Genomic DNA, 14,808 nt, shown 5'->3' with positions numbered 1-14,808 from the left:
CCGAACTCAGAAGTGAAACGCGTTAGCGCCGATGGTAGTGTGGGAGGTCCCATGTGAGAGTAGGACATTGCTAGACTTCTAATTCAAAAAAACCAGCGACTGCTGGTTTTTTGATGTCCGGAGGGGTTCCCGAGTGGCCAAAGGGATCAGACTGTAAATCTGACGGCTCAGCCTTCGGTGGTTCGAATCCACCTCCCTCCACCATCTTTTCTTTCTATTCTTTTAGGCTTCCGCCTAAACAAATCATAAAATATATTTTTATAAAACAAGCGATTAGCCTTGTTGATTGGCTGTACCCGGTATTTTTGATACCCGGTAATCTTATACCTATTTTATTAAATATCTAACCATCTTCGATGGTCTAAATCTCCAAGTCCTGCGTTGTTTTCAATCACAATAGCTTGCTATTGCTCAATCAAACGCCTCGCCTACATGGATGCAGGTGCTTAGCTTTAGTCTGGAACGATAAAGCTGTGTTCTTGAAAATTTATCCTCACCGAATTTTGCTCATCTACTTAATGCAATTGGTATTATTCCATCATCTGTTCGTATAACTGGTTGTATTTCTCTTTCAGTTTTTCAAAACGTATGTAGGCACTGTCACCTTCACTAAGATCATCCAGGGCGTCTATGATGATTTCAGCCTGCTGTAAATGGGCGGTATTGCCCGGGTTGGTTTCATAAGAAACCAGCAGCACCTGCAACAGGTTTAATTTAATGCCCTGATGGGTTGGGAACAGTTTAAATGCGTCGTTCAGCTTCTCTATTGCCAGAGAGTAATTCTTCTCTTTATAGAGGCTGACACCCACTTCCAGCGCTTTTTGTGCTTCTTCTTTGTCGTCCTTGTTCATGGGCACATCTGAGAACTTATCGACTTCATTCATCAGTTCCAGATCTTCAGGATATTGTTGACTGAGCACTGCCAGCACACTTTGTGCTTTGTCCTTTTTATTTAACTTAACGAAGGACTTGGCGATTTCCACCATGCTATCGGGAGATATTTCTTCCAGCTTCTCTTCCAGCAAGGTTTCGGCTTTTTGTAACATATCCCGTGCCGAGGTCTGTTCTTTACTGTTGGTAAACAAACAGGCTGAAAGTAAATGAGACTGGATTTTAAATTCGCTTTTGGTGAACTCTCGGTTCATGACCGCCAGGGCTTTAAAAGCCTTGGTATTCATCTTTTTAATATCATGAGGCTCGAGCTCTGATGAATACTCCACCAGGGAGCGGGCAAGCTTTAAGGCATTTTCCGGCTTATGATGAATGGAATGATAAGCGAGATCATTGGTTTTTTGATAGGCATCGGTGGCCTTGTCAAAATGCTCATTCTCAAGGCATAAATCGGCATATTCTTTTAACCGTCCGACAGATCTCGGCGAGATCAATAATGCCCTTTCCAGTATCTCTTCGGCTTTTTCATATTGATGCTGTTTTTGATAGGTCTTCGCCAACCAGTCATAAGTTGACAGGTAGCGGGGACTTTCTTCTATCACAGCTTTGAAATATTGTTCGGCAACATCGAGTTCATCTTCCATCAGGGCTATTTTACCCAGGCCTATGGTGGCCCATTGACAGTTGGGACTGTTTTGCTGCGCCTGGTAAATTTCTTTTGCTTCTTCGTACTGCCCCAGTTCGAAATGTTGCCTGGCTTTAATGCCCAGACATTCTGAACGGTAGGAAAGGCTGCTGCGTAAGGTGAGCTCACATAATTCTATGACTTTTTCCGGCTCTTCATTATCCAATGCCGTATAGATATTTGCCATGGCCCGTTTCTTCAGGAAACAGCGATGCAAACGCTTGAGTAATTCACTCATGGCGAAGGGCTTGGACAGGTATTCGTCGGGTTTGTGCTCTAATGCTGCCAACACCATGGCCTGTGATACTTCGGCGGTGACTATGATCACTATGCATTGTCTGGAGATAATGTCGTTAACCCGTAACTCTTCCAGGATCTGCTGGCCGTTTCTCTGACCCTCGCCGAGATCATAACCGAGCAGGATAATGTCATAGTCCATGTTTTTACACATACTGACGACATGGCGTGGATGATGGCTGGTATCGGCCCGGGCCGCATTCAGACTTTGCGCCAGGTGTTTTAAGGTATCTCTTGATGGTTTGACATTATCAACAATCAAGAAACGTTTGTTTGAGTAATCAACTGCAGCCATGTCTTCCTAGTGCTTTAGTGAAAAGCAATTTAGTGTTGGAATGAATCTCACTCTTTGATCTTGAGCTTATGTTTTTAATGATTATATTGTACAACTTAATTACATTTAACCAAAACATAAGCGTAAAACAGTAAAAGATATATTAACCTGGTTTTGTTGGATATCATCTACTGAACAAAGCTGACGATTTGTTATTGTCTTATCCAGGCAGTGAGCACTGATTTCGCTTTGTTTTTTGCTTTATCCTTATATAGGCCTATGTGGTTAGTATAGGTGTTAACTATCTAAAAGATCTCGGAGAATTATCATTGAATTGGGATGACCTTAAGTACTTTTTAGCCGTGTGCCGTATGGGTTCCATCAGGGCCGCTGCCGCTGAGCTTAATGTTAATCACGCTACCGTATCAAGACGTATCAATAATTTTGAGAACTCGCTCGGACAGAGATTATTTGAGCGTTCGGCAAAAGGTTATATCCGGACCAAGATAGCCGATGAAATTTACCAGGAGTCTTCACATTTGGAGGAAAGGCTGAGCACGGTAGCGCGCCAGATTGCCGGCAAAGATACTTCCCTTTGCGGAGAGATCCGCATTACCTTACCCGAGCTGTTTGCCCGCGGTTTGCTAATGCCGGCTATTGCTGAGTTTTGTAAACAATACCCTTTGATCCAAATTGAAATAATCGATTCGGCAAGATTACTCAATTTAGCGAACCGTGAAGCAGATGTGGCTTTTCGGGTATGCGATCAACCGCCGGAATATCTGATAGGCAAGAAGTTAGCGGTTATGCACCGCTCTTGTTATATGGCAAGAAAGCTGCTGCCGGAACTGGCGCAAGAAGGCTGGCTGGAACAGCAAAACTGGATCGGCTGGAACGATAAAATGCGCCGACCCGTAGGCCAGATTGCCAGGGAGTATCCCAGGTTCGATTCAAAACATAAAATTACCAGCGCAATAGTCCAGGCAGAAGCCTGTAAAAATGGCATGGGGATCGCTATCCTGCCTTGTTTCTATGGTGATCTGGATCCTGAGCTGGTACGTGTGCCTCCATATCATTCAGAGGCTAAATATAATTTTTGGTTAGTCTATCATCCGGATCTCAGAAAAAATGCCAAAATTCAAACCTTTGTAAGTTTTATGCTTGAACATATGCGGATACAGCAGCCGTTAATTGAAGGTGAAAAACCTTTACCGGTTACCAGCTGAAGCAGCCAGGCTTAAAAAGCCGGCAGTCCCTGTATCGGTCCCAGGCTCTCCAGAGTCGCCTTTATTTTATCTTTGAGTTTCCCCCGGGTAAGTTCCGGGATCCGGGTTTGATCTGTTTGGTAATTGGCTTGCTGAAAATGTTCCGCCAAGTTTGCATTGTCCCTGATAGCACTATTATTGCGTAACCGGGAAGAAAACTCGGCAATGGCAAACACATTGACTTGCTGACTGAAACGGTTGAACTCCCGATAGCTAAAAAACTCATCGACATGACGATCACTTAATAGCAACAGCTTTTCAAATAGGCGATAGACAAGTTCATTAGCCGTTAGGCTATCAAGTTGCAGTAACAATGACTGCTCTGTGATTTCAGGAAGCTGAGTTTCCTTGCCGGGAGTAAGCAGGATATCCGCCAGATAAAGTCCCGATTGATGTTGTTCTACATGCCGCAAGGTAAATTGGGCGTGGTCATAACTGACAAAGTTCAGGCAATTTGCCAGTTGCTCTTGGTCATGTGCTGTTGATGTTAGTCCCGGCGTTTGAGCTGAGAATAAATCACTTTGTTGTGCCATCAGCGGCAGATCGTGATGATTATTAAAAGGCGTGGTAATGCTCCCCTGGTAGTTCAGGCGAAATAACTCCCTGACTTCATGCTCCCTGGCTTTTTTAATGGCCAGAAAAGCCGTCTGGATAATTTCAGATGTCGGTAGCTGCGGCTCTACCCGCCATTTTCTGCCGTAGACAATTTTCATTTCCCGGTCGGCTATTTGCTTATAGTTGTCATAACCGACTACGCCAACCTGAAGATAGATGCCGCTGTTATCCTGGCTGGCAAAGATCGGGTAACGGCTGGAATACTCGATATCCAGGATAAGCTGCTCCACCGACGCCAGGCTGTGCTGGTATAACAGGTAGTGCTGGGGAATACATAATGCTCCGTTGCTTAATTCAACTTTAGGGGCGTACTCAATTGCTGTTTCCCCCGGCTGCAAGTTAATAGGCTTAGTCATTAAAGGTTTTACTGGTTTAAACTTATTTGCCGATAAGTTAACGGTAAAATTAACCGCTGAGAAGTGGCAAAATTTGCAACCCGGCGTCACATTTTTGCACCACCTCGGTACTAAGGCAGAGATAGAGATAAATTTAAGCCGGCTTTAGCTCAGGATTTAGCGCCATCTCTGGTACACTGCGCGCTACAGTGTTTGATACATGTTTTATGCGTATTTTAGGGTGAGTTATGGGGTTTTCTTCTTTAGGTTTGCAAGCCACTCTGGTGAAGTCTCTTGCCGAGCAAGGGTACCAAGAGCCGACACAGGTGCAACAAGCCGCCATTCCGGTTATTCTCAAAGGGCAGGATATTATGGCGGGGGCGCAAACGGGCACGGGTAAAACTGCGGCTTTTGCTTTGCCGATATTGCAGCTCTTGTCCCAGGAGGAAAATAGCAAGGGTGACAGCACTCAATCAGCAGCGGCTGGAACAGCTACCCCGTCACCACGTGCGTTAGTGCTTACTCCTACCCGTGAGTTGGCACAACAGGTACATGCCAGTTTTGAAAAATACGGTGTTCACTTGCCTTTCTTTAGCCGACTTGCCTATGGCGGGGTCAGCATCAATGCCCAGGTTGAAGGCTTTAACGCCGGGCTTGATATCCTGGTGGCAACACCGGGGCGTTTGTTGGATCATCTTGCCAAAGGCTCCCTGACCCTGGCACAACTCAAATACCTGGTCTTTGATGAGGCCGACCGCATGCTGGATATGGGTTTTATCGATGATATCAGGCGTATTCTCAAACAGCTGCCGGAGCAGCGCCAGACCATGTTGTTTTCGGCAACCTTTGATGCTGCCACGCTTGGTTTGAGTAAAAAACTGTTAAACCAGCCGGAAATGATCCAGGTGGATGAAGCCAATAGCGCGGCGGAACAAGTGGAGCAGATCGTTTATACCGTAGATCCCGACAGAAAGCGGGAGCTGATCTCCCATGTGATCGGCGCCAGGAACTGGCATCAGGTATTAATCTTTACCCGCAGCAAGCAAAGCGCCGATATGTTAGCGGCGCAAATGAGTAAAGACGGCGTCAAGACCCAGGCCATCCACGGCGACAAATCCCAGGGGGCAAGAGAAAAAGCGCTGGAAGAATTTAAATCCGGTCAAACCCGGGCCTTAGTCGCCACGGATGTTGCTTCTCGCGGCCTGGATATCCGGCAGCTGCAATATGTGATCAACCATGAATTGCCTTTTAATCCAGAAGATTATATTCACCGCATTGGTCGCAGTGGCCGTGCCGGCAATAGCGGGTTAGCGATTTCCCTGGTATCGACAGAAGAAGAATACCTGCTGGCGGAAATCGAAGCGGTATTGGGACAAGCCTTGCCCCAACAATGGCTGCAAGGTTATGAGCCTGATTTGGATCGGGAAATAAAAAATAATAAAAAAACCAGCCGCTCGGGACAAAAGCGCAGGGCTAAGCAAAGAGCTGGCGGCGGTCGTAACCGCAGACGCTAGCCGGTTTTTTGTTCCCCCGGCTGTGATAAAACAAAGCGGGTTTCAGATAAGACCAGATACTAAGATGTTTCTTGATACATTAGGGCTAATCAGCCAAGGCTTGATTTAAACGGGGCAAATGTGTAAACAATCAGCAAATACGCTGATATCTATGGCTATTTTATCTTATTTACATAAGAATTATTGACAACCTTTACTTTTAAGCCCAGTTTGTTACTTTAACTGTACTGGCACTAAATCTAAAGCCGTATCAGATAAGAATAATTATTGTACAGCAGGGACTAATGATAGAGTATCAAGATTTATTACAGCCAATTTCACCCGAGTCCCCGACCGGAATCTATTTAAAGAGTGATCGGGCGGTATATCGCAACCTGCGTAACATTTTCAATGCCGCGCAGTCGTCCTTCAGGCGCCTGATTGAAACGCCTGATTCGTCGGAAGATGAAACCCTGTTTGAAGAAAACCAGCAGAACTGGCAAAAACTGTCTGATATTTGCTGGCAAACGCTGCAAGAAACCAGTAAGGATATTGAAGTTTATTGCTGGTGGCTGATGTCATTGTCTTTCCAGCGGGATTCCATCGCCAAGATCGCCGGCGGCCTGGAAACTTTAGTCCCCTTTATGGAAACTTTTTGGCCGGATGTACACCCGCGTATTCCCGATGAAAAACTAAAATCATCCGAGGCGCAGGAACAGGCCAAAGAAATAGCCGAATTACAGCTCAGACCTTTTATCCAGTTGCTGGGGGAAAGCGATAATAGCGGTTTGTTGTATATGCCGCTGCAAATGCTGTCTCTGGTGGGGGAAATCGACCATGGCGCCTACTTGTCTGCCAATAAAGGCGGCAAGTTGGCAGAATTAAAAGCCCAGGCCCAGCAAGTCTTTTCCGGGGTAAAAAATGACGTGACTGCCACCATCAAAGCCCTGGGCCTGGCCCTGGACTCGGTGGAAAAACTCGATGCCTGGATCGGCAAAACCTGTGGTGAACTTGCTATTCCCGCGGTGACTTGCCGTTTCCTCAGGGGCAACTTAAACGACTGCCTGAAAGCGATAAAATATCTGGTGGGCAATAACTACCAGGTATGGCCTTTGGATGTTGCCAAGCAGGAACAAATGCCGGCAGAACAGGCAAATCCGGGGCAGGCGGAAGAAAAAACAGAAAATTTAGCAAATAATAGCAACCAAAAACCGGCAGAGGTTACTCACTTGGTAAGCAATGTTGAAACCGTGCAGCAAGTGATGATCACCAATGAGCAAATTAACAACCGGGATCAGGCTTTTCAGGAGCTGCGCCGCCTTGCCGATTATTTTAATAAGGCTGAGCCCCATAGCCCGGTATCCTTCTTGTTGGAAAAAGCGATACGCTGGGGTTATATGTCGCTGCCTGAACTGATGCAGGAGCTGGTGGCGGGCAACGACAAGGTGTTAAGCCAGATTGCTATGGTCACCGGCATGGACGGTGAGAAAACCCAGTTACCGGAGAGTGCACCTGTTGCAGTTGCTCAGCCGGTAGCAGCAGCGGCCAGTAAGCCGCAGCAAGAAACCGCTTCAACGGCTGTAGTTTCTACCGAAGTAGAAAAGCCCGCTGAAAAAGAAGAAAGTAAAGTAAGTAAAGAAACGGCAGCCGATTCCGGGTTCCAATGGTAATTCGGATCGAAAGTTGATTTAAACGATAAAAATGGAGAAAAACTATGGCTTCAATTTACATGAGAATAGACGGCAACGACACAATCAAAGGTTCGGCAACCGTTACAGATATCGGCGGTAAGAAAGGATTTTTTGCTCTTGATTCAACGTCATGGAGCGCCATGCGTAATGTTAGCGTTGATATCGGTAATGCCGATAACAACGATGGCGGTATGGTTGCCTTGGGTGAAATCCAGTGTTCCAAGCAGTTAGACGGCGCCAGCCCATTCATCACCACCTTTTTATTCGCTCCGGGTGAAGAAGGTAAAACGGTTGAGATCGTTTTCACTAAGCCGAACCGTGCCGGTAAAGGCCTGATCCCTTATTTAATCGTGACCCTGGAAAATGCCCGTATTTCCAGCTACAGCGTTTCCGGTAGTGACGGCAGCCAGCCGGGTGAAAACTTTGCCATGACTTATGCTACTATCGCGCAAACCTACTATGTAGAAGCCGAAGGCGGTAAAGTTGAGAAAGCAGCTGAAGTTGCCTTTAACACCACCACGGCTGAAATTACTTCACAAGCAGATCTGAAGTAACTCCCGATAAAATGAATTCAGGAATATAACAATGGCTTTAAACTCACAACACAAACGAGTCAGTAAGAACCGCGTCAGTATTACTTATGATGTGGAAACCAATGGCGCTTTGGAAACAAAAGAATTGCCTTTTGTCGTCGGTGTCGTTGGTGATTTTTCGGCAGATAAGGAAGACAAGGTAGATGTTGCCGATCGCGAGTTTTTTCAAATAGACAAAGATAACTTTGATACTGTGATGAAACGTGTCGGCCCTGAGTTAAAACTTAAGGTAGACAATGTTTTAGCGGATGATAACAGTCAGATTGAAGCGAACTTAAGCTTTGATTCAATGAAAGACTTTACCCCGGAAGCCATTGTTGAAAAAGTTGATGCCTTGAAAAAACTGGTTGATACCCGTAATCAGTTAAAAGTGCTGCTTAGCAAGGCGGATCGTTCCAGGGATCTGGAAAAATTGTTAAAAGAAGTATTAACGGATGCCGAGACGATTAATTCTCTATCGGCTGAGTTAGGTGTTAATAGCGAGGGGGATGCGTAATGAGCACTGAACAAGAACAAGGTGCAGCACCGGAAGGTGAAGCGCAGGAGCTGAGTTTCCTTGATCGCGCCGTCGCCGCAACTACGCAAACGGCACCGGATACCACCAAAGAGCTGATGTCTGTATTGATGGACCAGGCACTTGACGGTACCGTTACCTGGGACAAAAACCTGACCAAGACCATAGAAAATGCCATTGCCGCCATTGACGGTAAGTTGTCCAAGCAGTTATCCGCCATTATGCAGCAGGATAAGTTCCAGAAGCTTGAAGGCAGCTGGCGTGGTCTGAACAAGTTGGTGAAAGAAAGTGAAGTTGGCGCTGATTTAAAAATTAAGATGGCTGACTTTAACCAGGATGATTTACTGGAGCAGTTTGAAGATGCCCCGGCCATCGACCGCAGCCCGTTATTCAATACCTTGTACCAGCATGAATACGGTACTGCCGGTGGTGAACCTTATGGTTTATTGCTGGGTGATTACCAGTTTGATGCCAGTGATGAGAGTGTTTCTCTGCTGCGCTACATGGGTGAAACGGCAGCGGCCTGTCACGCACCATTTGTGGCAGCAGCTTCGCCGAAAATGTTTGAATTAGACAGCTTTGATGTCTTTAACGAAGGCAAGCCGGTTGCACCTGCGTTTGACTCCCCGGCTTATGCCGCGTGGAATTCTTTCCGTGAAAGTGATGATGCCCGTTATGTGTCTCTGACCTTGCCACAAACCATCGCCCGTTTACCTTACGGTAAAAAAGGCGCTTCGGTGAAGTCGTTTGATTTTGAAGAGCTGGATCTGGATGCCGAAGGCAATCCGAGACCAACCGGCAATGATCAAATCGTCTGGTCAAATGCCGCTTACGACATGGGTCTGAAAATGACCCAGGCTTATACGGCGACCGGCTGGTGTACTTCTATCCGCGGCCTGGAAAACGGCGGTAAGGTGGAAGCCCTGGCAAACCTGACCTATAAGTCGGATGCCGGCGATATCCAGCAGCAATGTCCTACCGAAGTGAACTTAACCGATGAGCGTGAAAAAGAGCTCAGCGACTTAGGTTTCTTACCTTTGGTACATTACAAAAGCTCGGATTATGCGGTCTTCATCGGCGGTCAAACGACCCAGAAGCCAAAAACCTATACCGATCCGGATGCCACGGCTAACGCCGCCATTTCGGCGCGTCTGCCATTTATTATGGCCAGCAGCCGTATCGCCCATTACCTGAAAATTATGGGACGCGACAAGCTTGGCTCGAACCTGGAAGCAGCGGATGTTGAACGCGATCTGAACATGTGGATCAGCCAGTTCACCAACCCGGGTGCGATCGGTAACGAGCAAAGAGCGAAAACGCCATTGGCGGAATCTGCCATCAAGGTGGTAGAACAGCCGGGTAAACCGGGTGCCTACTCGGCCGTGGCTCATTTAAGACCTTGGTTACAGATGGAAGCGTTAACGACCTCTGTACGTATGGTTGCCAAAATACCAGGTTAATCCTGCGACGGGTGGCCTGACGGCCACCCGATATTCCTTATGACGATATCTATCAATTGCCTGAAAGAGTTACTGGCTTTAGACAGTAATAAGCCGGAATTTTTACACCAGGCGACGGCAATATTGATTAACACCGCCAGTGACAAGGCCGGTGACAGTCATTGGGATGTTCCAAAATTAACGGCATTGCTGATCAAGCTGATTTCCGTGATCGACCAGAAACTCAGTGAACAAATGTCGTTAATTTTGCAACATCCGGATTATCAGGATCTGGAAGCACGCTGGAGCAGTATCAGTAACCTGATCTCCGTGCCCTTTAATAAAAACCGTGTCAAAGTCAAATGTCTTGATTATGACTGGAGCGTTGTTTCTGCCGACGTCAACCTCTCACCCGGGCTGAAATACAGCCAGTTATACAACAAGATAGGCAATAACGAACTCAATACCTTAGGGGGAGAGCCCTTTGGCTTAATGCTGGTGGATCATCAGGTATCCGCCGAGTTGAATGACTTTTCCGAATATGACGATCTCTATACCCTGGAATTGCTCGGCGCCCTGGGACAACATTGTCTGTGCCCGATTATTATGTCGCCGGAAGATAATTTCTTCGGCGAAAGCGATGCCAAGTGGTTAAGTGATACCAGCCGGGTAAACAAGGTGATCAATGGCCCGGATTATCTCAGCTGGCAGAAATTACGCCGGGTGGACTCCAGCCGTTTTCTTGGCCTGACCCTGCCGAAAATGAAAATCCGCGAGCCTTATCAAAATCATACCTGTGGTTTTGTCTTTAACGAGGTGATGCCGGAAAATCCCGACCATTACGGTTTGTGGGGCAATGCCCATTTCGCCTTTGCCGCCACCAGTATTCGCGAGTTTAACCGCATCAGCTGGTTCGGCTTTTTAAAATCCCGCTGGAACGACAGGTTGCAGGGGGCCGTGGTTAATATCCCGGAATTGGCGACCCCTCATTGCTGGCAATACCCGGAGGCGAAAACCCGTTTCTTCGGCCACCTGGCGCAGTTTTATGCCGAGCAGGGCTTTATCCCCTTATCTCACAGCCCGCTGACGGATAAGTATTATTTTATGGACAACCATTCGGTGTGGCAGGGGCCGGGCAGCAACGATGACAAGGTCTTATCCTTAATCCAGACCACGCTTATCTGTTGCCGTGTTGCCCATTACCTGAAAGTGCAGATACGGGAGTTGCTCGGCAGTTTTGTTTCTGCGGTGGAGTGCGAGCAGTATCTGTCGAAATGGCTGAGTAAGTATGTTTCCAATGTCTCTTCCGGCAATGATGAAACCCTGGCGAAATATCCGCTGCGAAGTGCCCAGGTCAAGGTCAGGGAAGCGAAAACGTCGCCGGGGGAATATGTCTGTGAAGTATCGCTGCAACCCCAGTATCAGTTTGATATGTTTGCCGGACAAATCATGTTGACTACAGATCTGGCGGAGTCTGCCTGATGGTTTTTATCCGTACCTTTATCAAAGATCAGCAAGGGGGCGAAGACAGCCCCTTGCTGAGATCGATTAAATATAATTTAAAGCAGCTGCTGGAAAGCGAAGCGCCGCTGATGGTGCTGGACCGGGATCTTAAAGGGTGCCAGCACTCTATCCTGGCTTATGGCGTTGAAGATATCCAAAGCCTGAATTACCAGTTGGGCAAGGGCATTTTTATTACCCGCATCAAACAGCTGATCCAGGACTTTGAGCAAAGAATAGAAAACCTGGAAATTACGATTCTGGCCAATGAAGAAAAACAAAATGCCATCCGCTTTATCATTGCCGGCGACTTGGTTAACGGCCAGGATTTTCAGCTTAACAGCCTGCTTAATATCAGTGATTTTAGTATCACCCTGGAGGATGAACTTGTCTGAGTTGCTGATGCTATTAACAGATAAGCATGGAGAATTGATTTGTCTGAATTGCTAAACCGTTATTTCGAGCGGGAGCTGGCGCTGGTCAGGCGTTCCGGTGATAAATTTAAAGCCCGCCATTCGGCTGCGGGCAACAGCATGCACCTGAATGAAAAGCGCTATGAAGACCCTAATATCACAAGGTTGTTGGAGTCGGTGGCGCTGTTAAGCGCGAAAAACGAGATGAAGCTGGATCAGCAGCTGCCGCATTTATCCAATGCCTTATGCTCGGTGTTATATCCTTCCTTTAACCAGTTATTGCCCTCGGTGATGAGTGTCACTTTTGACGGCGAAGAAGAATTTGTTGAAAACATCCGTCTGAAAAAAGGCGAAGCCTTCAGTGTCGATAACGACAAGGGCCAGCCCTGTCAGTTCCGCTTATGCAACGATACCCTGCTTTCGCCTGTGACCCTGAAAGAGGTTTCCGCCCGTTTTGCGCCTTTCCCTTTTGATTTACCGGTGGCCCATGATGCCAATGCCGTGATCCAGCTGACCCTGGAAGCCAATGATGTCGAGGCGGTTATGGCAGAGCTGGCGCCGGAAAATTTAAGCCTGTATTTGCATGGCTTTGGCCAGGGGGCGGCGGGCCTGATTGAGCTGTTATTGTCCCAGCTGACCCTGATTTCGGTGTCGGACGAGCATTTTAGCGAGATGCAACTGTTGCCGGTGGAGAGTTTCCAGCCCAGGTGCATAGACGAGGACTTTTCGGTATTAACGCGCCAGGGCAATGAATTTTCCGCCTACCAGATGATGCTGGAATATTTTAACTATTCCGAGAAAAGAAAATATTTCCATATCCGGGACTTTAACAGCGCCTGTCAGGGGATCAGTGGTAATAAACTGGTGCTCAGTCTGTTTGTCAAAGATATCCCGGCGGAATATATCGGCCTGTTTGATACCAGTGTCTTTAAGCTCAATACCGCCCTGGTGATCAATCAGTTTACCAACCGCGCCGAGCCGATACATTATAACCATAAGCAATTATCTGCGCCCTTGGTGGCGGATGCCGTCAACCATAACGCCGATATCGATATTATTTCCATTGAAAGCGTCAGTGAAGTCAAACCCGACGGTGAATATCCGTTGCAGCCGTTATTTGCCAAGCGCTATTTCGATGAAAACAACGGCCTGCTCTGGTTCAGTGAAAGCCATGTCAATGATAAGAAAAAGTTCCAGCATCACCTGGTGCTCAGTTTTGAACAGGCAGCGGCGCACCAGCTGCAAAACGGCCATGAGCATTTATTAACGGCGCAGTTAAACTGCTGTAACGGCCGGGCGCCTTGCTCTATCAGTGCCGGCAGTGCGATGAAGCTTTCCGGGGCGCTTGAATTGCCGGGCAAACTTGTCAGCCATAATATTCCCACCGTGCCTTATTACCCTAACGAATCCCAGGCGATTCACTGGAAACTGGTGGAACTGTTAACCACTAACTTCAGCGCCTTGATCAATAGCGACAATCCGACGGAGAAATTAAGAAACCTGCTATCGGTTTTCAGCCGCTCTTCCCAGCAGCAGGTATTAACCAGCTCGATACAAAAGGTGTCCTACCAGAAAAAAGTGGCCCGTTTGTATATCGACGGGGTCAATATCTTTACCTCAGGTACTTTGGTGAGTTTGGATATTTCGGTGTTTGACAAGAAAAACTCCATGAATATCTGGCTGTTCACCCATTTGCTTAATCAGTTTTTTGCTGCCTTTTGCAGTTTTGACCGTTTTGTCGAGCTGGAAGTTAAGCTGTTAACGGGTAAAGGGCCGCGGGTGATCCACTTTGAAAAATATCATGGTAGCGGCCAATGTCTATAGTGCAGCAGGCGTTAAGCAGACCTGAGCAGTTTGACCTGGTGCAGCTTATCCGCATCATCAACCGCTATACCCAAACGGCGCAGCAGCCGTTTGAGCTGGTGCTTGAAGCCGATCCCATGCCTAACAACCGTTATGCCCAGATCAGTGACTTTAGCCTGTCAGGCAATCAGGCGAAGATCACCAGCTGTGAAACTTCCCTGAGTTCCGGCAATGCCGTGGTGCCGGTTTATATCTATGAAGAACTGCTTAAGGCGTTTCACAATGAAGAATATGCCTTATATGACTTTCTCAATATTTTTAACGACAGGTATTTCCACCTTTATGCCCGCACGGTGGAAAAGTCCTATTTACTGTTAACGGAAGAAAGCGACCGCTTTTTTGCCCGCGAGCGCCATAATGCCACCCGGCAGCAGGAACAGTTAGTAGATTGCATCGCCGCGTTAAGCGGACTACCCGCCGGCGAACAAACGAAAAAATGGCTCGGTTACGGTCTGATGCTGGGTATGCCGAACCGCTCCCGTCAGCAGTTGCAGCAGGTATTGCAGGATTATTTTGCCTTAACTTTGTCGGTGCGCAGCAAAGCCCTGAGTAAACACCAGTTAGCGGAAGAAAGCTGGACCCGTATCGGCGGCGATAAACCGCAGAATAACCGGCTGGGGCAAGGCTTCTTACTGGGGCAGAGATGTTACCTGGCGCAGCAGCGGCTGATCATCACCATAGAGCCGGAAAGTGCCGGGCAGCTGGCGCAGTTGTACCAGGATAATGTCTGGTATCTGGAAATGGCGGATATGGCCCGTTGTTATCTGCGGGATAAAACCGAAATAGAAATTTATTTAAAAGCACCGGATAACTGGTTTAAACGTATGGCCCTGAGTCCTGTACCGGGGGAGAGTGTCCGCCTGGGCATGGGGTTCCATATAAAAAGTTCGCAGCAACACCATGCTGTTGTTTATTTGATTCACCTAGTAAAGGATTAATT

12 protein-coding genes and 1 tRNA gene are annotated in these 14,808 nt (G+C 47.4%); 11 read left to right on the top strand and 2 right to left on the bottom strand.

Annotated features, from left to right (window positions below; translation table 11 throughout):
* The first annotated feature begins 119 nt into the window (after positions 1 to 119).
* Positions 120 to 204: transfer RNA gene (locus QL234_RS28925), tRNA-Tyr, on the top strand.
* Positions 205 to 530: 326 nt separating this feature from the next.
* Here the strand turns inward: QL234_RS28925 and QL234_RS28920 are convergent.
* Positions 531 to 2,168 carry a tetratricopeptide repeat protein gene (locus QL234_RS28920; RefSeq protein WP_281561212.1) on the bottom strand — a complete coding sequence of 546 codons (1,638 nt, stop codon included), beginning with the start codon at positions 2,166 to 2,168 and terminating at the stop codon, positions 531 to 533.
* Positions 2,169 to 2,476: 308 nt separating this feature from the next.
* On the opposite strand from QL234_RS28920, the gene QL234_RS28915 reads away from it, so the two are divergent.
* Positions 2,477 to 3,373 carry a LysR family transcriptional regulator gene (locus QL234_RS28915; RefSeq protein ID WP_281561211.1) on the top strand — a complete coding sequence of 299 codons (897 nt, stop codon included), beginning with the start codon at positions 2,477 to 2,479 and terminating at the stop codon, positions 3,371 to 3,373.
* 11 nt (positions 3,374 to 3,384) lie between these two features.
* On the opposite strand, the gene QL234_RS28910 is transcribed toward QL234_RS28915, so the two are convergent.
* Positions 3,385 to 4,383: a hypothetical protein gene (locus tag QL234_RS28910; RefSeq protein WP_281561210.1), complete on the bottom strand. Its 999-nt coding sequence runs from the start codon at positions 4,381 to 4,383 to the stop codon at positions 3,385 to 3,387.
* 227 nt (positions 4,384 to 4,610) lie between these two features.
* On the opposite strand from QL234_RS28910, the gene QL234_RS28905 reads away from it, so the two are divergent.
* The 9 genes from QL234_RS28905 to QL234_RS28865 all read left to right on the top strand — a co-directional run bounded on the left by QL234_RS28905 (position 4,611) and on the right by QL234_RS28865 (position 14,806).
* A complete protein-coding gene (locus QL234_RS28905; RefSeq protein WP_281561209.1) occupies positions 4,611 to 5,876 on the top strand; it encodes a DEAD/DEAH box helicase in 1,266 nt (421 codons plus the stop codon).
* Positions 5,877 to 6,160: 284 nt separating this feature from the next.
* A complete protein-coding gene (locus QL234_RS28900; protein WP_281561208.1) occupies positions 6,161 to 7,525 on the top strand; it encodes a type VI secretion system ImpA family N-terminal domain-containing protein in 1,365 nt (454 codons plus the stop codon).
* A gap of 44 nt (positions 7,526 to 7,569) precedes the next feature.
* On the top strand, positions 7,570 to 8,100 hold the full coding sequence (locus QL234_RS28895; protein WP_281561207.1) for a type VI secretion system tube protein Hcp: 531 nt from the start codon (positions 7,570 to 7,572) through the stop codon (positions 8,098 to 8,100).
* Between the two features lie 31 nt (positions 8,101 to 8,131).
* Positions 8,132 to 8,635, top strand: a complete 504-nt coding sequence (tssB, locus tag QL234_RS28890; RefSeq protein ID WP_281561206.1) for a type VI secretion system contractile sheath small subunit — start codon at positions 8,132 to 8,134, stop codon at positions 8,633 to 8,635.
* Positions 8,635 to 10,113 carry a type VI secretion system contractile sheath large subunit gene (tssC, locus tag QL234_RS28885; protein WP_281561205.1) on the top strand — a complete coding sequence of 493 codons (1,479 nt, stop codon included), beginning with the start codon at positions 8,635 to 8,637 and terminating at the stop codon, positions 10,111 to 10,113. Before tssB ends, tssC begins: the two co-directional genes overlap by 1 nt.
* A gap of 39 nt (positions 10,114 to 10,152) precedes the next feature.
* On the top strand, positions 10,153 to 11,574 hold the full coding sequence (locus QL234_RS28880) for a type VI secretion system contractile sheath large subunit (RefSeq protein WP_281561204.1): 1,422 nt from the start codon (positions 10,153 to 10,155) through the stop codon (positions 11,572 to 11,574).
* Positions 11,574 to 11,987: a GPW/gp25 family protein gene (locus QL234_RS28875; protein ID WP_281561203.1), complete on the top strand. Its 414-nt coding sequence runs from the start codon at positions 11,574 to 11,576 to the stop codon at positions 11,985 to 11,987. The genes QL234_RS28880 and QL234_RS28875 overlap by 1 nt, the downstream gene beginning before the upstream one ends.
* Before the next feature lie 39 nt (positions 11,988 to 12,026).
* Entirely contained in the window at positions 12,027 to 13,829 is a 1,803-nt protein-coding gene (gene tssF, locus QL234_RS28870; RefSeq protein ID WP_281561202.1) for a type VI secretion system baseplate subunit TssF, read from the top strand.
* Complete coding sequence (locus QL234_RS28865) at positions 13,820 to 14,806, top strand: type VI secretion system baseplate subunit TssG (RefSeq protein WP_281561201.1); 987 nt, start codon at positions 13,820 to 13,822, stop codon at positions 14,804 to 14,806. Before tssF ends, QL234_RS28865 begins: the two co-directional genes overlap by 10 nt.
* The last annotated feature ends 2 nt before the right edge of the window (positions 14,807 to 14,808 follow it).

It is taken from the genome of Thalassomonas sp. RHCl1, from assembly GCF_947387555.1.
GTDB lineage: Bacteria > Pseudomonadota > Gammaproteobacteria > Enterobacterales > Alteromonadaceae > Thalassomonas.
This window is presented reverse-complemented; position numbering and strand designations above follow the sequence as displayed.

Excerpts from the sequence above, each read along its gene's own strand:
- QL234_RS28910 (WP_281561210.1), bottom strand. The coding sequence starts at position 4,383 with ATGACTAAGCCTATTAACTTGCAGCCGGGGGAAACAGCAATTGAGTAC.
- QL234_RS28880 (WP_281561204.1), top strand. The coding sequence starts at position 10,153 with ATGACGATATCTATCAATTGCCTGAAAGAGTTACTGGCTTTAGACAGT.
- tssC (WP_281561205.1), top strand. The coding sequence starts at position 8,635 with ATGAGCACTGAACAAGAACAAGGTGCAGCACCGGAAGGTGAAGCGCAG.
- tssB (WP_281561206.1), top strand. The coding sequence starts at position 8,132 with ATGGCTTTAAACTCACAACACAAACGAGTCAGTAAGAACCGCGTCAGT.
- QL234_RS28865 (WP_281561201.1), top strand. The coding sequence starts at position 13,820 with ATGTCTATAGTGCAGCAGGCGTTAAGCAGACCTGAGCAGTTTGACCTG.
- QL234_RS28920 (WP_281561212.1), bottom strand. The coding sequence starts at position 2,168 with ATGGCTGCAGTTGATTACTCAAACAAACGTTTCTTGATTGTTGATAAT.
- QL234_RS28905 (WP_281561209.1), top strand. The coding sequence starts at position 4,611 with ATGGGGTTTTCTTCTTTAGGTTTGCAAGCCACTCTGGTGAAGTCTCTT.
- QL234_RS28875 (WP_281561203.1), top strand. The coding sequence starts at position 11,574 with ATGGTTTTTATCCGTACCTTTATCAAAGATCAGCAAGGGGGCGAAGAC.
- QL234_RS28895 (WP_281561207.1), top strand. The coding sequence starts at position 7,570 with ATGGCTTCAATTTACATGAGAATAGACGGCAACGACACAATCAAAGGT.
- QL234_RS28900 (WP_281561208.1), top strand. The coding sequence starts at position 6,161 with ATGATAGAGTATCAAGATTTATTACAGCCAATTTCACCCGAGTCCCCG.